Source organism: Hyphomicrobium facile (assembly GCF_900116175.1).
Taxonomy (GTDB): domain Bacteria; phylum Pseudomonadota; class Alphaproteobacteria; order Rhizobiales; family Hyphomicrobiaceae; genus Hyphomicrobium_B; species Hyphomicrobium_B facile.
Genome location: NZ_FPCH01000003.1, coordinates 466,947 through 492,755 on the forward strand (window position 1 = coordinate 466,947; position 25,809 = coordinate 492,755).

At 61.1% G+C, this 25,809-nt stretch carries 21 protein-coding genes; 7 read left to right on the plus strand and 14 right to left on the minus strand.

What is annotated here, in order from left to right; translation table 11 throughout:
* Window positions 1-61: 61 nt before the first annotated feature.
* Together BM399_RS15290 and BM399_RS15295 are read right to left on the minus strand one after the other, a co-directional pair.
* Window positions 62-1,252 carry an MFS transporter gene (locus BM399_RS15290; RefSeq protein WP_092868621.1) on the minus strand — a complete coding sequence of 397 codons (1,191 nt, stop codon included), beginning with the start codon at window positions 1,250-1,252 and terminating at the stop codon, window positions 62-64.
* A gap of 144 nt (window positions 1,253-1,396) precedes the next feature.
* On the minus strand, window positions 1,397-3,073 hold the full coding sequence (locus BM399_RS15295; protein ID WP_092868622.1) for a formate--tetrahydrofolate ligase: 1,677 nt from the start codon (window positions 3,071-3,073) through the stop codon (window positions 1,397-1,399).
* Between the two features lie 144 nt (window positions 3,074-3,217).
* Here BM399_RS15295 and BM399_RS15300 point away from each other — a divergent pair, with 144 nt between their 5' ends.
* Entirely contained in the window at window positions 3,218-3,529 is a 312-nt protein-coding gene (locus BM399_RS15300; RefSeq protein WP_092868623.1) for a cyclic nucleotide-binding domain-containing protein, read from the plus strand.
* Between the two features lie 64 nt (window positions 3,530-3,593).
* On the opposite strand, the gene BM399_RS21250 is transcribed toward BM399_RS15300, so the two are convergent.
* The 4 genes from BM399_RS21250 to BM399_RS15320 all read right to left on the minus strand — a co-directional run bounded on the left by BM399_RS21250 (window position 3,594) and on the right by BM399_RS15320 (window position 6,340).
* Entirely contained in the window at window positions 3,594-3,761 is a 168-nt protein-coding gene (locus BM399_RS21250) for a hypothetical protein (RefSeq protein ID WP_177228184.1), read from the minus strand.
* 264 nt (window positions 3,762-4,025) lie between these two features.
* Window positions 4,026-4,814, minus strand: a complete 789-nt coding sequence (locus BM399_RS15310) for a PP2C family protein-serine/threonine phosphatase (RefSeq protein ID WP_092868625.1) — start codon at window positions 4,812-4,814, stop codon at window positions 4,026-4,028.
* Between the two features lie 7 nt (window positions 4,815-4,821).
* The gene (locus BM399_RS15315; RefSeq protein WP_092868626.1) at window positions 4,822-5,637 is read right to left on the minus strand and encodes an FHA domain-containing protein; all 816 of its coding nucleotides are present in this window, start codon (window positions 5,635-5,637) and stop codon (window positions 4,822-4,824) included.
* 121 nt (window positions 5,638-5,758) lie between these two features.
* Window positions 5,759-6,340 (minus strand): FHA domain-containing protein, encoded by a 582-nt coding sequence (locus BM399_RS15320; RefSeq protein ID WP_244531284.1) that lies wholly within the window; start codon window positions 6,338-6,340, stop codon window positions 5,759-5,761.
* A gap of 293 nt (window positions 6,341-6,633) precedes the next feature.
* Between BM399_RS15320 and BM399_RS15325 the strand changes: the two genes are divergently transcribed.
* From BM399_RS15325 to prmB, 5 genes are all read left to right on the plus strand, one after another.
* On the plus strand, window positions 6,634-8,985 hold the full coding sequence (locus BM399_RS15325) for a serine/threonine-protein kinase (protein ID WP_092868627.1): 2,352 nt from the start codon (window positions 6,634-6,636) through the stop codon (window positions 8,983-8,985).
* A gap of 176 nt (window positions 8,986-9,161) precedes the next feature.
* The gene (locus BM399_RS15330; RefSeq protein ID WP_092868628.1) at window positions 9,162-10,319 is read left to right on the plus strand and encodes a thermonuclease family protein; all 1,158 of its coding nucleotides are present in this window, start codon (window positions 9,162-9,164) and stop codon (window positions 10,317-10,319) included.
* A 394-nt stretch (window positions 10,320-10,713) separates the two neighbouring features.
* A complete protein-coding gene (locus BM399_RS15335; RefSeq protein WP_092868629.1) occupies window positions 10,714-12,003 on the plus strand; it encodes a DUF2541 family protein in 1,290 nt (429 codons plus the stop codon).
* A gap of 242 nt (window positions 12,004-12,245) precedes the next feature.
* Window positions 12,246-13,349 (plus strand): fatty acid desaturase, encoded by a 1,104-nt coding sequence (locus tag BM399_RS15340; RefSeq protein ID WP_092868630.1) that lies wholly within the window; start codon window positions 12,246-12,248, stop codon window positions 13,347-13,349.
* Window positions 13,350-13,371: 22 nt separating this feature from the next.
* Window positions 13,372-14,280 (plus strand): 50S ribosomal protein L3 N(5)-glutamine methyltransferase, encoded by a 909-nt coding sequence (gene prmB, locus BM399_RS15345; RefSeq protein ID WP_092868631.1) that lies wholly within the window; start codon window positions 13,372-13,374, stop codon window positions 14,278-14,280.
* A 46-nt stretch (window positions 14,281-14,326) separates the two neighbouring features.
* Here the strand turns inward: prmB and BM399_RS15350 are convergent, their stop codons facing one another.
* From BM399_RS15350 to BM399_RS15380, 7 genes are all read right to left on the minus strand, one after another.
* Complete coding sequence (locus BM399_RS15350) at window positions 14,327-17,176, minus strand: phosphoenolpyruvate carboxylase (protein WP_092868632.1); 2,850 nt, start codon at window positions 17,174-17,176, stop codon at window positions 14,327-14,329.
* Window positions 17,177-17,283: 107 nt separating this feature from the next.
* On the minus strand, window positions 17,284-18,183 hold the full coding sequence (sucD, locus tag BM399_RS15355; RefSeq protein ID WP_092868633.1) for a succinate--CoA ligase subunit alpha: 900 nt from the start codon (window positions 18,181-18,183) through the stop codon (window positions 17,284-17,286).
* Window positions 18,184-18,200: 17 nt separating this feature from the next.
* Window positions 18,201-19,367 (minus strand): malate--CoA ligase subunit beta, encoded by a 1,167-nt coding sequence (locus BM399_RS15360; protein WP_092868634.1) that lies wholly within the window; start codon window positions 19,365-19,367, stop codon window positions 18,201-18,203.
* Between the two features lie 40 nt (window positions 19,368-19,407).
* On the minus strand, window positions 19,408-20,364 hold the full coding sequence (locus BM399_RS15365) for an HpcH/HpaI aldolase/citrate lyase family protein (protein WP_092868635.1): 957 nt from the start codon (window positions 20,362-20,364) through the stop codon (window positions 19,408-19,410).
* 101 nt (window positions 20,365-20,465) lie between these two features.
* The gene (locus tag BM399_RS15370; RefSeq protein ID WP_092868636.1) at window positions 20,466-21,683 is read right to left on the minus strand and encodes an aminotransferase class V-fold PLP-dependent enzyme; all 1,218 of its coding nucleotides are present in this window, start codon (window positions 21,681-21,683) and stop codon (window positions 20,466-20,468) included.
* A 237-nt stretch (window positions 21,684-21,920) separates the two neighbouring features.
* Window positions 21,921-22,544 carry a response regulator transcription factor gene (locus BM399_RS15375; RefSeq protein ID WP_092868637.1) on the minus strand — a complete coding sequence of 208 codons (624 nt, stop codon included), beginning with the start codon at window positions 22,542-22,544 and terminating at the stop codon, window positions 21,921-21,923.
* Window positions 22,545-22,857: 313 nt separating this feature from the next.
* Entirely contained in the window at window positions 22,858-23,865 is a 1,008-nt protein-coding gene (locus BM399_RS15380) for a helix-turn-helix domain-containing protein (protein ID WP_092868638.1), read from the minus strand.
* Window positions 23,866-24,752: 887 nt separating this feature from the next.
* Here BM399_RS15380 and BM399_RS15385 point away from each other — a divergent pair.
* Window positions 24,753-25,202, plus strand: a complete 450-nt coding sequence (locus BM399_RS15385; protein ID WP_143117842.1) for a hypothetical protein — start codon at window positions 24,753-24,755, stop codon at window positions 25,200-25,202.
* Between the two features lie 30 nt (window positions 25,203-25,232).
* Here the strand turns inward: BM399_RS15385 and BM399_RS15390 are convergent, their stop codons facing one another.
* Complete coding sequence (locus BM399_RS15390) at window positions 25,233-25,808, minus strand: hypothetical protein (RefSeq protein WP_092868640.1); 576 nt, start codon at window positions 25,806-25,808, stop codon at window positions 25,233-25,235.
* Window position 25,809 lies beyond the last annotated feature (1 nt).

The window sequence follows — 25,809 nt, forward strand, 5'->3', positions numbered from 1 at the left end:
GGAGCATAAAATTCCGGCATTGCTCAGCACACACCGGCCGCTGCCTCAAAGCGTGAGCGGATTACGGTCGCGCCGAGTCGGTGACGCCCAGGACGGGCGGGGCCGCCCTCGATTTCAGGCCCCACGCCGTCAGAACGCCGAGCATCCCCATCGCGGTTCCTGCGACGAGCATCGTCGCCAGCGTACCAGCGCTGTCGAGCCCAGTCCCGTAAGCCAACGGACCGAAGGCTTGGCCCAGGAAGACAAAGAATGCGTGCGCGGCGACGCCGGAACCCCGATGGCTCGGCGCAAGTTCGGTCGCCTGCGTCTGCAGCGAGTTATGGATCATGTAGAAGCCGACGCCGACGACGACGAAGATCGCCATTTCGGCCGGCCAAGAGGTTCCCAACGACAGCATCGCAAGACCGAGGCCGGAAACAACGCCACCTGCCGTGATCAAGTTGTAAAGCCCGAGCCGCCCCAGCATCAGGCGCACCATAACCGTATAAATGAAGCCGCCGAGCGCGAACCCCGAGAGGACAAAGCCCGCTTCTCTTAGGCCACCGGCGCCGCGCTGTTCGAGCAGGACCGCGACGTAAGGAAAAAGGCCGAAGATCACGATACCTTCGACGAACACCGCGGCGAAGCAAACGACGGATAGCGGATTGGCGAACACCACCCGGTAGCCATCGATGAACTCGCCACGACGACGCTCTTGCGATCGGGGCGGAACGGGCGGCCGCAACTGCCACACCGTCACGACAAGAGCCGCCAGTGTGAGACCCGCCGCGACCAGAGTGGAAATCCGCCAGCCGAACTCGGATGCCACGAAACCGGCGCCGATCGAGCCTGCAAGGTTGCCAGCGATGATAGCCGTCAGCACGCGCGACAATGCAATCTGGCGCTCGTTCATGGCGAACGCGTCGCCGACGATCGCAAACGCCAAAGGAATAATGCCGCCCGCAGCCGCACCTCCGACGAGGCGCGTGAATGCAAGCATATCGAGGGTCGGCGCGGCAGCGGAAGCCGCTAGGCACAAAGCAAGCATCAGAAGTGCGATCTTGATGATGCGGGCTTTGCCGACGGCGTCACCCAGCGCACCGAGAACGGGCTGCGCGAACGCGTACGGAAAGGCGAAGAACGACGCCAGCATAGCGACGGACGCGGCATCGACGCCGAGGTCGCGAGAAATGTCGGGCACGACGGGATCGATGATCCGCATCGACATCGAGCTGACAAAGCAGCTCGCGGCAAGGATAGGGAGAAGGCGCATTCGGGGGGCAATCAACTCGGAGGGAAGCGCGTACTTCCTAAAGCAACGGGGCAAGCCGCGATACGACCTGCCCCGTATGGCTGATATGTTTCGATCCTCGTCGTTCTCGGACGGTTCGGTCGGCCGAAGACGACGATAGGAGGTTTAGAACAGTCCCTGGATCTGGCCCTTGTCGTCGAGACGGATGGAATCGGCGGCGGGAACCTTCGGCAGGCCCGGCATCGTCATGATCTCGCCCGTGACGACGACGATGAACTCGGCGCCGGCGGAGAGCCTCAGCTCCCGGATCGGCACGATGTGGCCCGTCGGCGCGCCGCGCTTCGAGGCGTCGGTCGAGAACGAGTACTGCGTCTTCGCCATGCACACCGGGAAGTGCCCGAAGCCCGCGGCCTCGAGATCCTTGAACTGATTTTCGACACTCGCATCGCAGGCGATGTCGGCGGCGCGATAGATTTCCGTCGCGATCGTCTTCACCTTGTCGCGCAGCTTCATGTCGTCGGGATAGAGCGGCTTGAAGTTCGCCTTGCCTTCGTCGATCACCTTGACGACGTGATGCGCCAGACCCTCCGTGCCCTTGCCGCCATCGGCCCAGTGCGTGCACAGGAACGCCTTCGTGCCCATGCTTTCGGCGGCCTTCTGCACCTCGGCGATTTCGGCGTCGGTGTCGGTGATGAACTTGTTCACCGCGACGACGGCCGGCACACCGAACTTGTTGACGTTCTCGATGTGGCGCTTGAGGTTTTCGCAGCCCTTGGCGACCGCGGCCGCGTTCTCGGCCTTGAGATCGTCCTTGGCGACGCCGCCGTGCATCTTCAGCGCGCGCACCGTGGCGACGATGACGACGACGGACGGTGCGATGCCGGCCTTGCGGCACTTGATGTCGAAGAACTTCTCGGCGCCCAAGTCGGCGCCGAAGCCGGCTTCGGTGACGACGTAATCGGCAAGCTTCATCGCCGTCTTCGTCGCCAGCACCGAGTTGCAGCCGTGCGCGATGTTCGCGAACGGACCGCCGTGGATGAACACGGGGTTGTTCTCGAGCGTCTGCACCAGGTTCGGCTGCAGCGCGTCCTTCAAGAGCACCGTCATGGCGCCATCGGCCTTCAAGTCGCGGGCGCGGATCGGCTTCTTATCGCGCGTGTAGGCGACGATGATGTTGCCGAGGCGGTTCTCGAGGTCTTTGAGATCCTTCGACAGACAGAGGATGGCCATGACCTCGGAGGCGACGGTGATGTCGAAGCCGTCCTCGCGCGGGAAGCCGTTCGAGACGCCGCCCAAGGAATTGACGATCGAGCGGAGAGCGCGATCGTTCATATCGAGCACGCGCTTCCAGCCGACGCGGCGCTGGTCGATGCCCAGCGCGTTGCCCCAGTAGATGTGATTGTCGATCAGCGCCGACAGCAGATTGTGGGCGCTGGTGATGGCGTGGAAGTCGCCGGTGAAGTGGAGGTTGATGTCCTCCATCGGCACGACCTGGGCGTAACCGCCGCCCGCCGCGCCGCCCTTGACGCCGAAGCACGGCCCGAGCGACGGCTCGCGCAGCGCCGCGATCGCCTTCTTGCCGATGTGGTTCAAGCCGTCGCTGAGGCCGACCGTCGTCGTCGTCTTGCCCTCGCCCGCCGGCGTCGGGCTGATCGCCGTCACGAGGATCAGCTTGCCGTTCTTATTCGACTGGATCTGGTTGATGTAATCGGTGGAGACCTTCGCCTTCGTCCACCCATAAGGAATGAGCGCATTCGACGGCACGCCGATTTTGGCTGCGACTTCGGCGATCGGCTTAATCTTCGCTTCGCGCGCAATCTCTATGTCGGACTTGACAGACACGGCTTTCCTCCGAGAAATCTTTTTTTATTGGCAGTGCACAAATCTTGTGGGCGGGCCCCGATAGTGGACTGTCATGGGTGGTAAGCCAAGCACCGGCCGCCGAAAAATCGGAATTCGACGTGATGCCCAGCGGGCGATCCGCTGATGCCTCAGTTAGCGGTATGGCGCAAGATCTTCCCGCGTCGCGGGGGGTACGGCGCCTCGAGAGGCCGAGTCCTCGCGAGCTTCGCGAAGCCCGCGTCTTTCATTCTTTCCGGCATTCTTTCTGGCAAAATCGACACGCGGCCCAATGACGGCGAGCGGACGTATCGCGCGGGAGACGTTTTCGGCGTTGCGGCGCTGTTTGACGAGAACAGGATTGCGGCGCTGTCGCTATCTTATCGAAGTGCTTCCATCGTCTCGATACAGCTGCCGCGTATCGCGTCCTTTCGTGACTGCACGTGTCGGTGTGCGTAAGAAATAAAAAAAGCAGCGGGTTCGAGAACCCACTGCTTTCTCTGAAAATCGAAATTTTCGGAAATTACTTCTTCACGGTGCAGGTTTTCGTCGCTTTATCCCACGTGCCCTTAGCCTTCTTGCAGTCGGCTTTGGTCTTGGGCGCTGCATCTTCAGCATAAGCGACGATCGGAGCCGAAACGGACAGCAGAAGACCTGCAAGTACGGCGCCGCTGAGAACCTTCGAAATCATATGTCTCTCCTTCGCGTTTCTTTCGGCCATAACGGCCGTCAGGCAGGCGCTGCAATAAGGAAGGTTCTTTGCCAGTTTCTGGCGGCCAGTATACATTTGCGTAAGGTGGGGCTGAGACTTCGCCATAGAATATGAAAAAGTCAGCGCTGCTTTCTCCGCGCCGATATTGATTTCAATCAGTTCTTTTCGCCTGCGGGCAAAATTCCACGCACGCTTAAGCGGGCAAGCGATAAGCGATCACAATAAAAGCTCGTGGAAAATCGTTTAGCCGACCGCTCTCACGACGAGCACGGTCGCGTTATCCTGATAAGGCTCGCGCAGTGCTTCGATCGCGCGGATTATGGCTTTGGCCACGGCGGATGCGCCGTCCTTCGCGTAGCCCTGAATGACGCGGGCGATTTCACCGGTTTCAAGCGTCGCGATGCCATCGCTCGCGAGAACGACATAATCGCCCGGCTCCAATTTCAATGGCTGTTGCGAGACATCGAGAAGATCGATTTCTTCGCCCGTGACTGCCGATCGCAACATGTGGCGGCGCGGATCGTGGCGTGCTTCGGCGGCAGTCAATTTGCCTTCAGCGACCATTCGATCAAGCTCGGGCGCGAGAGAGTGATCCTCGTTCAAAAGGGCCATCTCGCCGCGACGGAAAAGAAAGAGCGGGCTATCGCCGACGCTGACCCATTCGACGCCGGCCGGTCCGAAGGCCGCGCCGATGAGCGTCGAACCCATTCCCGCAAGGAGAGGGTTCTCGGAGATTTTGCTCGCGACAGCGGCGTTCGCCGCGCCGAGACCTGTGATGAGGCGCTCGCCCACGTCACCCTTGGCGGATGCGACGAATTCCAGAAAATTCTCGCAGACGGTCTTGCTCGCGAGCGCGCCCCCGGCGTGGCCACCCATGCCGTCGGCCAGAACTGCGAAGCCGCCCCGATCAAACCCCGGACCTTCGCTCGACATAGCTACCGGCTCGCTGCCGTCAGACATGAAGGCAGCGGTGTCTTCCTGATAGTCCCGGGCTCCGCGCGTCGCGGCGATTGCGTGCTCGAACGGCGGCATTCGATCCTTAAGCTTCGGATATCTCGGACCAGTCGAAGTCACTTCCGCAGAACGGAAGAAATGCGACTTGCGTGCGTCCGAATGTTATTACGTCCATCGGCTGCAGCGGCACGGGGCCTGCCGGTCGCTTGTCATTCACAGAGACGACATTCGTCTTAGCAAGGTTTGGCACGAAGAGGAAAGACCGATCGCTCGAATCGTAGCGGACGTACGCCTGCGCTTCGTTCGAGATGGCATCGTCGCCAAAGTCGAGCGGAATGCGATTTTCGGCCGACCTGCCGACCGTATTATTGCCTTCGAAGATCGGCCGGTACGAGCCGAGGCCCGGGCCGCCGACCACGATAAGGAAGCCGACGACCGGATCGCGCTCGAAGACTCCGTGCTGGATTTTCTGCTTGCCCCGGACCAGGACGGTGCGCGCGGGCGCCTCCGGCTCGATTTTGCGGGGCTTTGCTGGGTCCGGGCGGATAACGCGTGTGGTTGGCGGCTGGTCCGAGTCACTCGGAGCGGCGGCGAGGTCCGGCACTTTGGGTGCGGGTGGTGTTCGGGCCAACCGCGCGGCTTCCTCGGCGCTGAGGGTCTCGGGCGCTGGCGCGGGAACGGGCGGGGCTTTTTCGGCGATTGCAGCGGCGGGCGCTGCAGGAGCGCTTGCCGGTGCAGCAGCGGAGGCGGGATCGGGGCTTCTGGCGCGGGCGGCCCCAGCGGGCGCCGTATCATCGCGGCCGGCCGCGAGCAGCGCATCTCTCAAGGAGCCAAGAAATTTGTGCGGTTTCACGGCTTTCGCTTCGTTTCCTGCGGTCGTTTCCCCGCGCTCGATGGCCATTAAAATCTCCCTCCGATTTAAACAAGCACAGACTGCCGCAGTGTCGAACACCGTTGGTCAAACGCAATGAACTGGAACCTGGACAGAACCTTGGCGACAACGTGAGTATTATTCGAGCGTTCTATCCAAGACCGGCACGAAAACGCAGCTTGCCGGGCCCCAGCTGAATAATATCGCCATCGTTCAACCGCGCTTCGCAGCACCGCCGCCCGTTGACGATCAAACCATTGCTTTCAACACCTGTCAGGTCGGTGATGTGCCAGTCGTCCGAATCACGGTGGATGGCTGCATGATAACGATGCACAGCCTTGCTCGGGATCCGAATGTCGTTGTCGTGCTCCCGGCCAATCCGCAGCATGTCGCGCAGGATTGCGCAGCGCAGGTTGCGGCCGGTGCTTTCGATTTCAACAAAGGGCGCCCGGCGGCGGCCACCTTCGACATTCGCGACCGCCGCGTCGAATCTTTCGTCTCGCCCAGCCCGGTAACGCGTCGTTGCATCGGGCGAGCGCCGGAGGGGCTCAGAAATTTTCATGAGCATCGTCAGAACCGGCAAAACCGCAGCGAGAACAAGGCCGAGGATCAATGCGGGAGCGGCCCGATAGCCTTCGGACAGCATCGCTTCCGTGGCGCTCGCCAAGTGGAGAGACGTATCGACCACACTTTCTGCGCCGCTGACATCGGCGGGGAAAGTCAAGACTGCCATGCCTGACAGAATCGCCGTACCGGCTACGGCGCATCGAGTCGTTATTTGCTCGTGCATGATGATTCGCCCAATCGCGTGGGGCGATTTAGGTTCGGAGATGGCGGCGGCAACATGGCTCAATGGCGACACCATGTGGATTTATTCATCACGGGTTCATCGCCCGTCGATACGCCACATTCTTGCGCCATTGGGACAAAACGGAGACAAGACGTAGTACTGGCTCTGAGCCTAAATCAGAACGATCGTCAGAAGCGCATCATTGCAAGCGCGCGGACGGCCCGCGCACGAGGACCATGACGCAGCTTGTCGCTTTACCGGACGGCACGGAACTCGCGGGCGATTACAAAATCGTGCGCGTTCTCGGCGCAGGCGGTTTCGGCGTCACGTATCTCGCGGACGAACCGGAGCTGACGCGCAAAGTCAGCATCAAAGAATATTTCCCGAGCGATTTCGCGCTCAGAACCGACAGCCTCGAAGCCACGCCGCGCTCATCGGGTTGCAGGAGCGACTACAATTGGGGTCTTGATCGCTTCATTGAAGAAGCTCAGACGCTCGCGAAGTTCGACCACCACAACATCGTCAAGGTGCACCGGATCTTCCGGGCGAACAACACGGCCTACATGGTGTTGCGCTTCGAGGAAGGAAAGAATCTCAAAGCCTGGTTGAAAGACCTCGGGCGGGCGCCCCGGCAGAAAGAACTCGATCAAATCGTTGCGCCGCTGCTCGATGCGCTGGAGGTCATCCATAAGGCGGACTTCCTGCATCGCGATATCGCGCCCGACAACATCATCATTCGAAACAACGGCGATCCGGTCCTTATCGACTTCGGCGCCGCGCGAAGCGATATCGCCGCGCATTCGAAGACCAAAACGGTGTCAGCGCTCGTCAAACCCGGCTACAGCCCCTACGAGCAGTATGCCGAGACGAGCCGCCAGCAGGGCGCCTGGACCGACATCTACGCGTTCGCTGCGACGCTCTATCATGCCGTCACCGGAAAGCGGCCAGCCGACTCGCCGTCGCGCATGCTCAAGGACGAGCTGGTGCCGGTACGCGAGGCGGCCCTCGGCGGGTATCGCGCGTCGTTCCTCGACGCTATCCAGCAGGCTCTGTCGCTGACGCCGGATGGACGGCCGCAATCGGTGGCGGAATGGCGGGGTGCGCTTCTCGCGCCAGAGCCCGAGAAGCCCGGCATATTCCAGCGCTTCAAGGAGAAGACGGAAGTCCGCCGCCGCAATGACGAGGCGCAGCGGGTTGCGGAATCCGCCACCATGGCGCCCGTTCCGCCGCCGCCCGATGCGCCCGGTCCCAAAGGCGTTCTTCTGGACTTTGTCGACGCCTTGAAGAACCCGTCGGCCGGAAAGCGGCAGGCCGCTCAGACGGCACCGCCCGCGGCACCGCCAGCGCCGCCCCCGGCGGCTGCGAAAAAATCATTGCGCGCCGAAAAGGCGAAGGTCGAGAAGGTCAAGGCGGAGAAGCCGAAGCCGGCCGAGAAGCTGCCGCCATTGCCGCCGCCACCGCGCGTCGTCGCCGAGAAGGTCAAGTCCAAGCCGAAGATCCGCCCGAAACCGGATGTCGGGCGGCGTCCTTTCCTGCGGCGGCTCAAAACGCGGCTCATCATTGCCGCGGCGATCGTGGGTGTCGCCTTCGCATTCCATGATCGTATTCCGCAGCTGCTTACGGCCCGCGGCAATGCCATCACGACAGGGGCGATCACGAAGCCTGCTGCAAATAACGATCCGTCGCTGAAGCAGACGGCTCAGATCAAGGCCCACGACGGCGCAATCGACGAGCTTGCCCTCAGCGGCGACGGACGTTTGATCGTCACGGCGTCCGACGAATCGAGGCTCAAGATATGGTCTTACGATTCTCATTATCAGCAAGGTTCGATCCCGCTTGAAGACGGGCCGGCAACCGCGCTCGCGGTGCGCAACAATCGCGTCGTTACCGGACATTCGAACGGCGCGATCGGCGTGTACGACCTCGACACGCGGCGGCGTCTCTACCGGTTCAAGCGCAACGACGCGACCATATGGTCCGTCGCCTTCGCGGGCTCGGAGGATCGCATCGCAGCGGCAAGTCACGACTGGAGTGTCGCGTTGTGGGAGACGGCTTCCGAGGCCGCACCCGCTGCAATCCTCCAAGGGCATGAAAACGCCGTCCAGGCTCTTGCCACTGACGCAGCGGGCCAATGGATTGCGTCCGGCGGCGCCGATCGCGCCATCAGGGTTTGGAACGCCGAGACGCGCGAGACGCGGCGAATCTATCGCAACAATTCCGATTTCATCTCTCAGCTCGGGTTCTCACCGGACGGGAGCATGCTGGTCGCGGGTGGTCTCGACGGCTCTATCAGGCTGTTATCGATGTCTTCGTATCGCATGCAGCGAACGCTCACGGGGCACAGCGGGCGCATCACATCGCTGGCATTTTCGAGTTCCGATGATTTGATGGCGTCCGCGTCCGAGGACGGCGTCGTCCGGATCAGAAGCCTGAAGCGGCTCCGAACCTACATTCCTCTCACGGGCGCCGGTTCCGGCGCCAAAACCGTGGCCTTCTCGAACGACGGCCATACCCTACTGACAGGTGGTCAGGACGGCGTCATCAGGATGTGGTCGCTGCCAGAAGCACAGATCGCGCAGCGCAATTGAGCTTGGCCGCCGAGGGCGCGGCCCTGCGCTTGCGAGCGGTAAGCGCCTTCGTTAAACCGCTTCGAAAGTCGCGACGGGAACATTGAAGAAGCCTGTGGGGCGCACTTTGGGGCCAAAGGGCCGCCATCATTCGCACCAAACTGAATAGAGCCGAATCATGCGGGGAGGAGCGCTCGATGTTCGGGTGGCGTAGACGTAGCGAAGGCTTTGAATGGCGCGAGTATGTGCGCACGACCGTTCTCGTGCGCCGTGCCGACCGGCAGCGCCGGGTCGAGGATGTGCGCGTCGCCGCCGTCGAAAAAGTCAAGAACGTCGCCGATGCAGGCGTGGGTGCCGGCCGCGCGGGTGTTTCCGCCGCGCGCTCGCAACTTTCGCGGTTGCTCGCGTTCCTTGGTGATGCGCTCCTCGATATTGCGGCAGCTGTATTTTCCGAGCTCTCGCGGTGGGCGAAGTTCTTCTGGGGCGTTCTCAAGGATTCACTCGGCGGCCTTCTTGCCCCTGTGCTCGGGGCTTTGCGCGTTCCCATTGATGCGGCACGCGACAAGGCCAAGTTGGTGCCGGATATCGCCCGCAATTTCCCGATCAAGGCCCATCATCTGATCAGCGCGGCGCTGGCTATCGGCCTGATCTATGTCGGCGGGCCTATGCTTCGCAGCGCCGACGGCGTGGGAGCCGGAGCCGCCGCCATTGTCGACCTCGCGCCCAGTGGGGCCCGCCAGGTAACGATTTCCTCCGAGATCTCGGGACCGGCGACGGCAATCACCGGCGATGTGATGCGCGTCGATGGCGCTCTCGTGCGTATCGAGGGGGTTGAAGCGCCCGCACCGCAACAGCCCTGCTTGCGAGCCAATGGCCGCCGGTGGAACTGCGCGGCGTCGGCCAAGACCGGCCTCAACAAGATCATCCGCGGTCGCGTGGTGACGTGCACCCACTCGAGCCAGGACGATGCCGGGCGTACGCTCGTGCGTTGCGCGGTCGACGGCAACGACGTCGCGACCCAGCTCGTCCGAAACGGATACGTCTTTGCCGTCAGCTCCTATTTCAGCTCGCTCGCCAGCGAGGAGACCGCCGCGCGCAACGCCAAAGCCGGCATCTGGCAGGGCGACGTCGTCCGCCCGCAAGCGTGGCGCGACCAGACCTGGGAAGCGGCCAAACGCCAGGCGCCAGACGGTTGCCCGATCAAGGGCGTCGTCAGGGCTTCGTCAAAGGTCTACGCCCTGCCGTGGTCGGACGCCTACGCCAACGCCAAGGTCCGGCCGGAGCGCGGCGAGCGCTGGTTCTGCAGCGAGGATGAAGCGAAGGCCGCGGGATTTTCGTCTTCCGACCGGTCCTGACCGGGTCGCGGCTTTAGCCCAAAAAAAAATACCCGCAGCCGGGGGAGACTGCGGGCCGGAAGTTGAGGCTTTGCGCCGCGAGGCCGGAAGGCGGCGCTAGATCTTTGCACAGACAGTACAGCCTAAAGTCGCAGAAGTCGCAAGAGCACCTCTCGCGCGCTTTTAAATTTGTCGTGGGGATGTGGCTCCGATCCGTCCCAGCCGATCGCAACTGGCTACCAACCGACTCTCACTCGCCCCTCGTCGGCGTCGCAGCCAGATTCTGTGTTGCAGATTCACATCATGTCGTCTTTTGAACAGCCGAACGACGGTCTGCCCGCTGCCTTTTTTATTTGCCGTCGCTAAAGTGCCGCCGCAAGGGGCACGGGCGTTAGTAATCAGAGGGATTATGTTTATGTTGCGCAAACTGGTACTGGGGCTGAGCGTCGTTTTGGCCACGGGCGCAATCACCGCCGCCGCTGAAGCCCGGCACACGCGACACCATCATCGCCATCATCATCAGCAACGTGGCGATCAGCTGATCCTGATTTCTGAAACGGACGTCGACTTGGCCCTCGATCGCTACACGATCGACGTGCGCCAGGCGAAAGGGGCTTACAAAGGCATTCGCATCAAGAACGCGATGGGTAAGCTCTTCGATGTGCGGCACGTACAGATCGTCTACAGCGACGGCTCGGTCTGGAATGAAGACCGTCAGATCGACATGTACTGGGGCGAACGCAGCCGACCCATCAATCAGACGTACGACAGCAAATTCATCGATCAGATCGTCATCGAGCAGGTTCCCGGCTACGGCCGCGGGCGGCTCCAGATCATCGGCATTCAAGACAGAGAAGGCCGGCAAATGGATCGGAGCGGCCGCGGCGGCTCCGTGCGCTACGACGATCGCCGTGGTAGCGCATCGTCCGGCGATATCTCCGTCCGGCCGACGGTCCCCGTTGCGACACCGACCAAGCCCGGACAGGCAACGTCCGGTGGCGATGTCCTGTTTGGCGCTCAGTATGTCGGCTTCCTGACGGATCGCGACGTCATCCGGGTTGGCAACGAAGTCGGCAAATTTGCAAAAATCCGGCTGCGCGTGCTCGACAACGATATTCACATCAACGAGATGAAAGTCGTTTACGCGAACGGCGAAAGCGACACGCTTGCCGTTAACGCCGATATTCCGAAAAACTCGCGTACCAACTGGATCGATCTTAGAGGCGATCGCTTCATCAAGGAAATTCAGCTGGTCTATCGTTCGCGGCCGAGCTTCAACGGTCAGGCCCGGATCGAAGTGTTCGGACAATATGCTCCTGGTTGGCTCGGGCCGAATGGCGAAGGCCGCAAATATAACCAGGGCTGGGTGCTTCTCGGCGCGCAGACCGCAGGCTTCATCGGGTTTGACAAAGACATCATCCCGGTCGGCTCCAATGAAGGCGGCTTCCGTCGCATCAGGGTTACCGTTCGGGACCGTGCGATCACCCTTAACGAGGTGAAGGTCGTCTATACCGACGGCGAAGAAGAGATCGTTCCGGTCCGGACGCGTGTGGATGCCGGCGGCACCTACGGGCCCATCGATCTCCGGGGCAAGCGCCGCCAGTCCATCGACCACATCGAGGCGAAGTACCGTTCACGGTTCTTCGACTCCTCCGCGAAAGGTAAAGGCTCAGCGATTGTCGAAATCTGGGGCCAGCACTTCTAGAGAGAATGGCGCGAATGGACGCTGCGATAACGAATCAAGAGGGCCGAGCACAATCCGGCCCTCTTCTTTTCGCACGTATGAGCATCGGCCCGAAATCATGAGTGTTTTGCGCCAGAAATGCGTCACTGCGCACGCATTCCTCAGGCAAATGGCGTCAACAGCATTTCGCGAAGCACGTCGAATATGCTACGCGACGCCGTCGGGCGGACGGTTGTCGATTCCACTCCTAGAGGACCAGATCTTTGAATTTAAGCCTTAAGCAGCCTTTGCGAGCGGAGAGCCGCGCCGACATTTTGATCGGCGACGCGCGACCAACAGCCACGCCGCAGGCTCTCATGCCGGAAACGCAGAAGCAGCGTGTTCGCCGGCTCGCAGCTCACTGTCAGAAATACCGCGGTGCGGTCCCGCGGGTCGCAGTGCAGCAATTGTTGACGACGTTCGTCCCGCTCGTCCTCATCGTCGGCGTCATGTTCGCGACGGTCGAACATGCTTACTGGGCGACGCTGCTTCTTGCCTTCCCGGCTGCAGGGCTCGTCGTTCGCGCCTTCATCATCCAGCACGATTGCGGCCACGGCTCATTCTTCGCCTCCCGGTCCCTCAACGATTTCGTCGGACGCTGCATGAGCGTGTTCACGCTCGCCCCTTATGGGCTCTGGCGGCGGGAGCATGCGCACCATCATGCGTCATCGGGAAATCTCGATCGTCGCGGCGCAGGCGACATCGACACTATGACGGTCAAAGAATACCAGCAGCTCTCGACGTTCGGGAAGCTGCACTACAGGCTCTATCGCAATCCGCTGTTCCTGTTCGGCTTCGGCGTGCCTGCCTACTTCCTCATTCTGCAACGGTTGCCGTGGTTTCACGCGCTGCCGCCGCGCGACACCTGGAAGAGCGTGATGGCGCTCAACGCCGGCCTCGTGGCGCTCTATGCTCCCCTTTGCTACTTCTTCGGCTTCGCCAACGTGTTGTGGGTCGGACTGCCGGTTTTGCATCTCGCGTCGGCGACGGGCGGCTGGCTGTTCTTCATTCAGCATCAGTTCGAGGAGACGACGTGGGACAAGGCTGAAGGCTGGGATTTCCAGGTCGCAGCGTTGCTCGGGTCGTCCTATTACCAATTGCCGAAGATCCTGAACTGGTTCACCGGCAATATCGGTCTGCACCACATTCATCACCTCAACAGCACGATCCCGAACTACCGGCTTTCGGCTTGTCTCGAGGCGAGCCCCGAGTTGAAGTCGATCAACCGGCTGACGCTGCGCGACAGCATCCGGTGTGCGCGTCTCAAGCTTTGGGACGAGGATCAGCGCCGTTTGATCAGGTTCGACGAGCTTCCGGCGACAGCTTGAGACGATTTGCTATTCTATCGTCATGACAGCGAAAGCCGGCCAGACGCCAGTCGATGAACTTGTTCGTATTCGCGATTGGCTGCGATACGCCGTAACCTCTATGAACCGCGCCGGGCTTGTCTACGGGCATGGCACGACGAATGCGGTCGACGAGGCAGCTTATCTCATACTCGCGACGCTCGATCTGCCGATCGAAGACATCAACCCTTGGCTCGATTGCCGGCTGACCTTGGCCGAACGCGAGGCCGTCAATGCGGTCATTTCAAAACGCATCGAGACGCGGAAGCCAGCCGCCTACATAACGAACGCCGCTTACATCCAGGGACATAAGTTCTACGTGGATGAGCGCGTGATCGTGCCCCGCTCGTTCATCGGGGAACTCCTCGTTCAGGACCATCTCGGGACAATCGTGCCCGCCCCGCTCGCGGTCCGGCGCGTGCTCGATCTCTGCACCGGTTCGGGCTGCCTTGCCATTCTCGCGGCGCTTGCATTTCCGAACGCCGAGATCGACGCGAGTGATATTTCCGAGGATGCCCTGGCCGTCGCTCGACGCAACATCGCCGACTATGGCTTGGAGACACGCATCCGCACTTTCAAAGCGGATTTGTTCGAGGGCCTTCCGCCCGCGACCTACGATCTCATTATCTCAAATCCGCCCTACGTAACGGCGGAGGCGGTTGCAGCATTTCCGCCTGAATATCAGGCTGAGCCGACGCTTGCGCATATTGGCGGCGTCGACGGAATGGACCTTGTGAGGCGCATTTTGGACGGCGCACCGAGCCGGCTTTCGGCGGACGGAAGTCTCGTCGTCGAGATCGGCACGGGCCAGGAAGCTCTTGAAGCCTCGCGGCCCGACTTGCCGTTTTTGTGGCCGGACAGCGAGACGAGCGAGGGCGAAGTTTTCGCGCTTCACGCGGTCGACCTGAAGTAGCAGCGGCCGGCGAGAAACCGCGCGGCCGCATAACGTCTGAGGTCTCTCAGCCGAACGCGCCGAAGTGGTGCGAAATGCCAGTGCCGATTTCGCGCACGAACTCGTACGAAATCTCCATCGGCGTCAGGATTTCCGTTTCCAGACGGGCATAGTCGTCGATACCGCGCGGGCGATAGCTGGCGGGCTCGTCGAAGGTTTTGCCGGCGAGATTCTTCGCATCGTGCGGGAAGGCTCTGCGCAGAATGCTCAAGACCTCGGGGATCTCGAGGCTCAGCGCCATTTCCAGAACCTGCGTGTGAGACAGTCCATCCTGCGGAGCGAAGCGGGGCAGCTGCGCCGCGAGGATGAAGATGCGCATGATCAGCGCGAGCCTGATGGCCTGCAGCAGATCGAGCTCGAGCCGGTTCTCGTCGGGCACGAGACCATCCTCGATGTTCTGATCGGACAGGATCGCGTGGAGATCGATCGCATCGAGGCGCAGGAGATGGACGAGCTCGGAGATGTCTCCGTGCCGGTCGTCCGGCAGCAGGTGCGTTGCGAGCGTACGGAAGGCACTGCTCAGCGCTTCCTCGCGGCCCCACGATGCACGGGCTGCCCAGAGCCCCGCATTGAAGACCTGCGAATTGGCGTCCATCGCGTTGAGGCTCGAAATCGTCTTGCCGTATCCGATCATCGCCAGCAGCGATTGCAGACGCTTCGACGATTTCACGAGCTTCTTGAAGCGCTCGCGATCGTCGCCCACCGCGGTGCCAAGGCCCGCCACGACGTTTGCGATGTAACCGAACTGTTGAAGGATGGCGTTGTTCGGGATGGCGCGCATGCGCGCGGGATTGCCGCGATCGGACGCGTGATCGCCTTGGCGCTTCACCGGCCGCGAACCTGTCTTGAACAGCAGATTGGGACCGAACGCTCCGAGCACCGCGCGATAGCCATCGTGCGCGAAAAGCTTCTGTTGGAAGGCGCGGAGGCGAAGGAAGAAGTCGAGGCTGAAATTCTGCTCCGAATAGAACGGATCCGTCTCGGCGGGCGGAATATCACCGTCCATCACGATCGTCGCCAGCGCGCGCGTCGTCAGCCCGCGATTGCCGAAGAACATATAGCCGTCGCCGCCCTGGAAGCTCGTCTCGTGCTTGACGGGGAGGTTGGCGGCGCCAAAGCGGCGGCGTGCCTCGTTCGTCATGACGTAATGGAGGCGGCGGTAGAGATTGCCCGGATGAGCGCCCCGGCCCATCGACTCGCCGTGGGTCGAGAAGACGAGCGTCTCGACATTCTCGAGCTTCGCCTTATCGATCAGCGCAGCCAGGCCGTGGTAATAGCGCTCGACCGCGAGCGTCGCCGGGACCTGGCCGATGAAACGGCCCGCGTCGGAGAAGCCCGTCTGGATGCTCAGGCGTTTCCGTCCCTCGACGTACTTGCGATAGGCCTCTTCCTCGACGAGGCGCTCCATGATGCGAGCGCCGTTCTCCAAGCCCGAAGGCGTCTCGAAGAGCGGTGAGATATCGGTGATGTCGTCGACGCCGAAGAGCTTCGCGAAGAAGACCGCGATCAGAACGGTCGCAGGCGATTCGCATTCGGCGATGAGGAAGCGGATCGGCGTTTCCTTGTCGACGTGCTTCTTGATCTGAGCCGTGAGCGCGAACTGGCGAATTGCCGTCGCGGTCTCGAGATCGAGCGTCGCGAAGTTCACCGTCTCCGGCGAGCAGTTCTTGATCATGTCCACGATGCGGGCCAGCGACTGGCTTTCGGTCAGGTCGCGGGTCCACGGCTCGTGCACGTAGGCGCGGAATGCGTTGTGAAGCTGCAGCGCGTTGATGCGCAAGTGAATGTGGGACATGCCGAGACCGGTTGCCTCGACGAGACCGGCGAGCGCCGCTGTCGCACGCTTCATCTGAGGCGCTTCCACGGCGTCAATCAGATTGTCGAACAACGTCTGAAGCGGCTCGACGGTCAGAAGGTTGTAGCCGTCCGTCTTGGTGATGACGTTCGCCGCTTTCGCGAGGCCATCGGCATCGTTCGCAAAGCTCTCGAGCGCCTTGATCTGCTCGTCGACGGCCGCAATGCCGAGGTCGAGCTTGCCGACGATCTGGCGGGCAATGCGCTGAGCGGCATCGCCGCTTTCGAGCTTGTGCTTCAGCACGACGAAGCGCTCGCGGACGTCGGCGAGCGCGGCGCGCTTTTCGCGGAGGCGAACTTCGAAGGAGAACGACCAGGCGATGTCGGTCCGGCCGTCGAGATCGTAGCCGACCCAGGACGCGAACGTCGTCATCTTCGGGCGCACCTTGAAAGCCGCGTCACCGAACTTCTGGGATGCAACGCTATAGAAGCCGTGCAGAAGCTCTTCGTACGCGTTGCGCAGGTTACGGATCGCGTCTTGGGCGCACTTGTGTTCGTGACGCAGCGTCAGCGCCTGTTCGGGGCGGTGCGGCAGGCCAAGCGAGACGTCAGCGGCCGGATCGGAGACCGCAATCTCGACCATACGGCGATAAAGCGCGTCGGAAAGGCCGAAGGTCGGATGCGCGGTCAGAACGATGCCGGTCCGGGCGCGAGACCACCGCTCGGCGAAGGCTTCAATGGAGTTGCCGGATTCGTTCGCCGTCCTTTCGACGTAGGACGTGAAATCCTTGAGCGTCGTCGCCTGATCGACGTAGCCGATCTTTTCGCGAAGCCTGCGGGCCCGGCGAACGCAGGCGCGATCCATCAATCGCCCCGCTAGACCCTTGACCTCATCAAACGACACCAAATTCGATTCAAGCCGGCGCGACAGGTCGAACGCGACGTTCAAAATCGGATTAAGCGAAGGATTGTCGGGGATCTGAGTTCTGAGACGCTTCAGCTCGTTGATCAGCTCGGTTTCATCGAGTTTGGTCGAGCCAACCGACGGCGTCGTATCCTGCATCACCAAGGCTCCACGTCCCTAAAAGGGGACAGTATTCGTGCATAGTTCATTAGATTACCGGAGAGGGCGGCCGGAGGCAAAAAACTTCGCTCCGGCCAGCACCAATCTTAGGCGACTTTTTTCATCCGGCCGAGGACTTGCGCGACGGTCGCGCCCATCTCCGAAGGCGTCGGGGCGATCGTCACGCCGCAGCCCTTGAGGATCTCGACCTTCTCGGCAGCCGATTCTCCGAACGCCGAAACGATGGCGCCCGCGTGGCCCATGCGGCGGCCCTTGGGAGCGGAAAGACCTGCGATGTAAGCGATCACAGGCTTTTTCATGTGCTCCTGGGCGAAGACGCCGGCTTCGGCTTCCTGCGGTCCACCGATTTCGCCGATCATCAGAACGGCATCCGTATCGGGATCGTTCTCGAAGGCTTCGAGAACGTCGCGATGCGAAGATCCGTTGATCGGGTCGCCGCCGATGCCGACAGAGGTCGAAACGCCGATGCCGAGGGCCATCATCTGGGATGCAGCCTCGTAGCCGAGCGTGCCCGACCGGCCGACGATGCCGACGCGGCCCGGAAGATAGATGTGGCCGGGCATGATGCCGAGCATCGCTTTACCGGGCGAAATCGTACCGGCGCAGTTCGGCCCCGTGAGGACCATGCGGCTTTCCTTCTTGTAGCGCCGCATGTAGCGCTTCACCCGGATCATGTCCTGGGCGGGAATGCCGTCGGTGATGCAGACGCAGTATCTGATGCCGGCGTCGGCCGCTTCCATGATCGCATCAGCCGCGAACGGCGGCGGCACGAACACGATCGAGGCTTCTGCGCCCGTCTCGTCGACCGCGCCTTTGACGGTGTTGAACACCGGCCGGCCGAGGTGGGACGTGCCGCCCTTGCCGGGGGTCACGCCGCCGACGACGTTCGAACCGTAGTCGATCATTTCCTGCGCGTGGAACGTGCCGATACGTCCGGTGAAGCCCTGGATCAGGATCGGCGTCTTTTCATTGATGAAGATTGCCATTGGTGCGTTTCTCCTGACTAGGCCGATTTTTTCGCTGCTTCGACCGCTTTTTTCGCCGCTTCCGCAAGCGTATCGGCGCTGATCACAGTGAGACCGCTCGTGTCGATGATCTTGCGACCTTCCTCGACGTTCGTGCCGGCGAGGCGGACGACGATCGGCATCGTGATCTCAAGTTCCTTGACGGCGTCGACGACACCCTTCGCAACCCAATCGCAGCGATTGATGCCGGCGAAGACGTTGACCATGATCGCGCGAACGTTCTTGTCGCGAAGCACGGCCTTGAACGACTTCGTCACGCGTTCGGGAGAAGCGCCACCGCCGATGTCGAGGAAGTTTGCCGGTTCGCCACCTGCAAGCTTGATCATGTCGAGCGTCGCCATCGCGAGGCCGGCGCCGTTCACGATGCAGCCGATATCGCCATCGAGGCCGACGTAGGACAATCCGCGGTCGGACGCGTAGGTCTCGCGCGGGTCTTCCTGGCTCTTGTCGCGCAGCTCAGCGATGTGGGGACGGCGGAACAGGGCGTTCTCGTCGAACGACATCTTGGCGTCGAGCGCGACGACCTGCTTTTCCTTGGTGATGACGAGCGGATTGATCTCCACCATCATCGCGTCGAGATCGCGGAACGCGCGATAGCATCCCATGATCGCGGGCACGATCTTGTTGACGATTTCGGGATCAACTCCCAGGCCAAACGCGAGTTCCCGCGCCTGGAACTGCTGCATGCCGACAGCCGGATCGACCGTTACGCGAATGATGGTGTCGGGCTGGGACGCCGAGATTTCCTCGATGTCCATGCCGCCTGCCGCAGAGGCAACCACCACGATGCGCTCGGAAGCGCGATCCATCACGAAACCGAGATAGATTTCGCGATCGATGTTCGTCGCTTCCTCGATGTAAAGGCGAGAAACGAGCTTGCCTGCCGGACCGGTCTGGTGCGTGACGAGTTTCCGGCCGAGCATGAACTCAGCCGCTTCCTCGATCTCCCGCTCGTTGCGGCAGAGCTTGACGCCACCGGCTTTGCCGCGAGCGCCAGAATGGATCTGGGCCTTTACGACAACGGCGCCGCCGAGTTCGCTCGCGCGATAGGTTGCCTGTTCAGGGCTGTAGGCGAGGCCGCCGCGGGGGATCGGCACGCCGAACTTCGAAAGAAGTTCTTTCGCCTGGTATTCATGAATGTCCATCTTGGACTCCTTGGAATTCTTGACGTTTCCGGGCTTGTTCTTATTTGGCGCGCGCTGCTTCAGCCGCCTTGATGGCTGCGGCCGTGACGAGCAGGTTACGGGCCATCTTCTCGGACGCGGCGTCGATCATCTTGCCGTCGAGGGAGGCTGCGCCCTTACCTTGGGCTTCGGCTTCCTTCAGCGCGACGAGGATGCGCTCTGCGCGTTCGACTTCCTTGGCGGTCGGCGAATACACTTCGTTGGCGAGTTCGATCTGCGAAGGATGGATGGCCCACTTGCCTTCCATGCCGAGCGCTGCGCCGCGACGGGCGGCGGCCTTGTAGCCTTCCGGATCGTCGATGCCGCCGAACGGACCGTCAATCGGACGCAAGCCGAAGGCGCGGCAGGCGACGGTCATGCGCGACAGCGGGAAGTGCCACTGGTCGCCCGGATAGTCGGGGTTCAAGCCGCCGATGACGACGGTGCGGGCCTTGTTGAAGGCCGAGTAGTCGGCGACGCCGAAGTGCATCGACTCGAGGCGGCTATTGGCGGATGCAATGGCTTCGACGTTGGCCATGCCGAGCGGCGTTTCAATCAGGGCTTCGGTGCCGATCTGGTGGGGAAGGCCCTTGGCGACTTCGATCTGGCTGACGATGGTCTCGACCGCGTAGACGTCGGCGGGAACGCCAACCTTCGGGATCAGGATCGTGTCGAGCTTGTGACCGGCCTGCTCCACGATGTCGACGACGTCGCGGTACATGTAGTGCGTGTCGAGGCCGTTGATACGGACGCTGACGCTTTTGCCAGCTGCCTTCCAGTCCAGATCGTTCAGTGCCTGGATGATGTTCTTACGCGCCTGTTCCTTCTCGGGCGGGGCAACAGCATCTTCGCAATCGAGAAACACGTAATCAGCGGCGCTCTTCAGTGCGCGATCGATCATGGTCGGGTTGGAACCCGGAACCGCGAGATACGAGCGCTGCAGTCTCTGCTTGCGGGTCGGGTAAAGCGTGAAGCTCATGGGGGCGTGCCTTCCTAGGATTTCGCGTTTGTTATTTGGAAATGAGGGTAACCATGTCGGACGAAACCGCCCGGCCTCGCAGGAGGCCGGGCGTGATTATCTTAGGCAGCTTTCGCTTGCTTCGGCGTCGGGGCGGTTGCCGACTTCGTTGCGGTCTTGCTGAAGTATTCCGCAGCTGCGCCGGTGCCGGAACCGAGCTTGACGTTGATGCCGGAATCCTTGAGCGCCATTTCGACAGCGAAGAGAACGCCGCCAATCATGAACTCATCGAGCGCACCCAGGTGGCCGATGCGGAAGACCTTGCCGGCAACCTTGTTGAGGCCAACTCCGAGCGACGTGTTGTAGCGGTAGTACGCGGTCTTCACGACGGCGTTGCTGTCAAAGCCTTCCGGAACGAGGATCGCCGAGACGGTGTCCGAGTGCCACTTCGGCTCCTTCGCGCAGAGCTTCAGGCCCCACGCATCGACGGCGTGACGGACGCCGGTCGCCAGGCGATGGTGGCGAGCGATGACGTTGTCGAGACCTTCAGCGAAGATGATGTCGAGCGACGCGCGAAGACCACGGATGAGCTGGGTCGCCGGGGTGTAGGGGAAATATCCAAGATCGTTCGTCTTGATCATATCTTCCCAGGAGAAGAAGCAGCGGTTCATACGCCCGTTCTGCGTCTTGTTGGCGTCGAGCGCCTTCTGGCTCACGGCGAGAATGCCGAGACCCGTCGGGAGCATGAAGCCCTTCTGCGAACCCGAGACGCAGCAGTCGACGCCCCATTCGCCCATACGCATGTCGAGCGAGCCGACAGACGAGACGCCATCGACGAAGAGGAGGGCCGGATGCTTGGCAGCATCGAGCGCTTTCCTGACGCCTGCGATATCGGAGCTGACGCCCGTCGCGGTTTCGTTGTGCGTGGCGAAGACAGCCTTAATCTCGTGATTCTTGTCCTTCGCGAGAATGTCAGCGTATTTCTCGAGCGGCACGCCCGTGCCCCACTCTTCGTCGCAAAGCTCGACCTTGAGGCCCATCCGCTCGGCCATATCGACCCAGAGCAGCGAGAACTGGCCAAAACGGCTCATCAGAACCTTATCGCCGACGGCGAGCGTGTTCTCGATTGCCGATTCCCAAGCGCCGGTGCCCGACGACGGGAAGATGAAAACGCGGCCATCCTTCATTTTGAAAACCTTCTTCAGGTCTTCAAATACCGGCAGCGTGAATTTCGGAAATTCCGGCGAACGCATGTCCTCCATCGGGACGTTCATTGCCATGCGAACGGCATCAGGAACATTCGTCGGGCCGGGTATGAAAAGATGAGGCGTAACAGTCATAGAAGCGTTCCTCCGCGCTGCGTTGTGCCAAGCCGACGGTCCCCGACGCAGCAGGGGAGACGTTCCGGCATTCTTTTGCTGATCCTTCCGCCCGATCGCAGATGCGGGCGTCGGTCTTAACTAGCAGGGGGACAGTGACGGTGTGAACGAAAAACTATCAACACCCGGTTGGGCAGCCGCTGCTACCCACCTCATTGAGGCGGAGCGCCGCACTATGTTGCAGGTGCGCCGGCGCTTTTATTGCTGCCCATCACGGTTAACGGACACGTGCAGTGCAACAGCCATGGCGCGGTTCGATACGCCAAGTTTGTCGTACAGATTTTTGAGATGGTATTTCACCGTATTACGCGAGATTCCCGTTCGCGCCGCGATCTGCAGATTGGTCCAGCCATTAGCAAGTGCAGCAAGCAATTCCCGCTCGCGCGCCGTCAGGCCTTCGAGAGGATCGTGATTCAAAAGGTCGATGTCGACGTAGGGCAGCGACAAGCGGCCACGCGCGACGGAAACAACCGCTTCAAGCAAGACCTGCGGATCTTCCGTCTTCGATACGAAGCCCCAAGCGCCTCCCTTGATAGAGTTGCGCAGGACGTCGTGCGACCGCTCGCCCGTGTAAATGATGATCCGCGTCTGCCACTTTTCCTGTTTGACGCGGGCAAGCACAGCACCGCCGGTCATGTCAGGCAGTGCCCAACCGACGACGGCGATCTCGACCGGCTTGGCCTTCAGGGCGTTGATCAGTCCCTCGCCGGTCGAGTGAACTCCACAGACGGTGAAGCGTCCATCCCGTGCGATCAGCGCGTCGAGACCTGCACGTACGACCGGATTTTGATCGGCGATCGTGACCTCGATCTTGGCGGTCATCCGGGTAGTGGTCTCCTAAACGAGGAAAATGGTTCGAACTTCGCGCGACTCAGCGGTGCGCGCGAGGCAGTGCTTTCCCGAGGATACCTATCGAACTCTTCCAGGTCAGCCAAGCACGCAAATCAGCATGATAAATCAATAACTTATGTCGGGCGTCAGGAGCTTGGAGCGCTCCCCCGCCATTAATAACCCGCGAAGGGGCCGGTTGCAGGTAGAACGATGAATGAAGAACAGGCTCGTGGATCGCGACCTGCCCACTCCGCCTAACCGCTAGTTCGGCGCCGGGCGAACGCCGGTTGGACTTCAATCGCGTTCATAAAAATGTCAGCCGGTACTCCCGGGGCGAGCATCCAAACTTTTTCTTGAAGGCTCTTATAAACGTCGACAGGTCGTTGAAGCCCCATCGGTAAGCCACTGCGAAGATTGGGTGATGGCGACAAGCTTCGCAAATCAGATCCTGGCGCACGAACTCAAGACGCTTGTCCGTAACATATGTGCCGAATGTCGTGCCCTTCGCGGCGAACTGCTTATGCACATATCGCACCGAAATGCCGAGATGCTGCGCTGCGCTGCGCGGCGACAGCATCGCGTCGCCAATGTTGGCATCAATGAATCTCGCAAGCTCCCGCGTATAGTAGTTGGGCGTCGCCGACACCTCGTCCGCCTGTTCGCTTCCAGTGTACGACCGCAATGCCGCGACGGGCACAAGCGCCGCGCATGTAGCCTGAAGCGCATGAAGCTCTTGTGCTGTCGTGACCGCCATATTTTGCGCCAGAAACGAAAGGGCGCTGGATAAGGGAGTGATCATCTGCTCGGCCGAAATGACGACGTTCCCCAAAACGGCATCCTGATCTCGAACCGGGGTTAGTTTTTCCTTGGGGATGCGGATCGCCATATCCTCATAGAGGCCGGTGCTCACCTCTATGAGTTTCACCGGCAAAGCGCTGTCGTACAGGACGAGATCGCCTCTTCTGGCGATCGTCGTCCTTCCCCGCTGCTCTACGACCAGTTCTCCGGAAATAACGTAACTGCCGTACAAGCAATCGCTTGCCGACTTCGCAATTTCTGCGCTTTTGCGAGTTGAAACCGCGGGCGACATCGCAACTCGAGCAATTGCTCCGTACTCTGAAGACCCGCAAACCATGCGCGCTTCGAATTCCGATTCCTCAGTATATTCTATTTGCCATGGCATGAACGCGCTCGACATCGCATCGCGAAATGCGGAGAGACCGCCGCTGCGAGCGCAATATTGGGTATCGCAGATGTCCCATTCGGAATTGGCAAGTAACGACGAGCGCCAGTCACCACCAACGGCCCTCATTAACGTCTCCTCTCCGCGGGTTACATTCGCAATCCCGCTCGGGTTGAATTTTTCACCCGCTTTTTAAAAAAAACTTAGACGAAAGCTCTCCGCAGTCAAAGCATTCCTTGAGCTGGATACTCAAATTTCCGGACCGTTCTGACGATCTCAGAACGGAATGTTTATGCGCGAAACTCGATCTACCGCGCTGCAAATGAAGACGCACATTGGATCTACGATCGCCAAAATTCTTTTGCGGCTCCTGGACATGTAATTTGCGACTTATACGCATCATCTCTATTCGGATTATTTGCCGGATAGAGATATCTTTCTGCTGAAGTAATCATGCTGATAAAAAGTGGAATCGTGGTAATCGGGCGACGGCGGGGTGAATCCGTTATAGTGTTCAACGGATGCGATGCGAATTTGGCATTGCATGCTGTAAAGCTCATGGGTGATAGCTTAAATGCGCTCACGGGGAGGATGATTTGCAAAAGCAGAGTGGACGACTGCGGCTCAGGACCCTCATTTATTCAATTTTCGCCGGGACCCTAGCCTCGGCGGCGCTCGCTGGGCCGCTGGCGCTCGACCCAAGGTCCCCCGGGTCTTCGGGAGATTCGCCCGTGCAATTGGCGCATGGGTTTCATTGCCGTCCGATGGTCGGGTGGGACCCTCGTTTTGGCGTTTATCGCCTGCATCGGCATCCGGCCATCTGCCGGGATCAACACCGGTGCCTTCGCGTCATGTATCGCTGCAATCTGGTCATGGGCCGGGGCTGGGAAGCTTGGTCGTATGAGCGGTGGGGGTTCGACAACTGGCGCTATGACAAGTGCATGCTCAATGAAGGCTGCTACTGAACGAAGAGCGGTGGGGAGCGCGTGGCTCTCCGTCCAACATGGACACTCGCGATGAGCCGTCTATCCCGACCTACGCTTCACCTCGTTCCGCGGCGAATACTTCGCGGTTTGCCGTTGGCCGCCGCCGTCACATGTCTGTTGGGGTCGTCCGCACTGCTGGCGGACGGCGTAACGATTGCGGGTGAAAGTCCGGCGCAGAGCCTCGATATCAGTATCGACAAGGCACCGATCAGCGCGGTTCTTCAGGCTCTGCACGAGAAATATGGCATCGAAGTCATCAACAACAGCACGGACCTTGCGAGCGATCAGGTGTCGCTGACGCTGACCGGCAGTCTGCCGAGCATTCTCGAAAGACTGCTCCGCAATCAGAACTACATGATCGTGCGATCGGAAAAGAACGCCACGGGCGTGGAGCGCATTCTGATCTCTGCCGCCAGCCCGCCAGGGCCGCCGAAAAGCACGCCAGGCGCTCCCAGGGAGGAGCCGCCGCCGATGCCTTGAGGCATCGCGTTTAGTTCCCGCGAGCCCGTGTCACGGACACGCGATGCCTGGCGCGTTGGCGCAATCTTTTTTGAAGCGCACGATCTGCGAGGTGTCTTCGTCGCGCCGAAGCGTTACGGCTTCCCGCTCGACAGAAGCAACGTGCCATCCGCCAATCATGTCGCCGACCTGAACGCGAACGTCGACGTTGGTCCCCTCGCGGCGCAATAGCGCGATCGTACGATGCGGATTGAGCACGACCCCGAGCAGCCGGTAGTCCGGCGGGGGCTGCAGCTTCGGTCCGGCGTCCGCAACAGCTTGCGCCGGCGGGCGCTTGCGGCTTGGCGCAAACAGCGGTCGCTCCACCCAATTTTCCAACGACGCCTTATCGAAGGACGCCAGAGGATTTCCGCTCGTCGGGGGCTCCTCGGATGCGACGTCCTCCTCCGGCTCGGCGCTTTCCTCCGGCTCGGTCGTCGCTTCAGGTGTTTCCGCGGCAGCAGTCTCAGCCGTGACGGCTGGCGCCGTCGCTTCCGGGACCGGCACGGCGCGGTTATCGAGCCAAGTCAGGGCGCCGAGCACAAGAGAGACCAAAATCAGCAGAGCCGGACGATACTTTTCCATCATA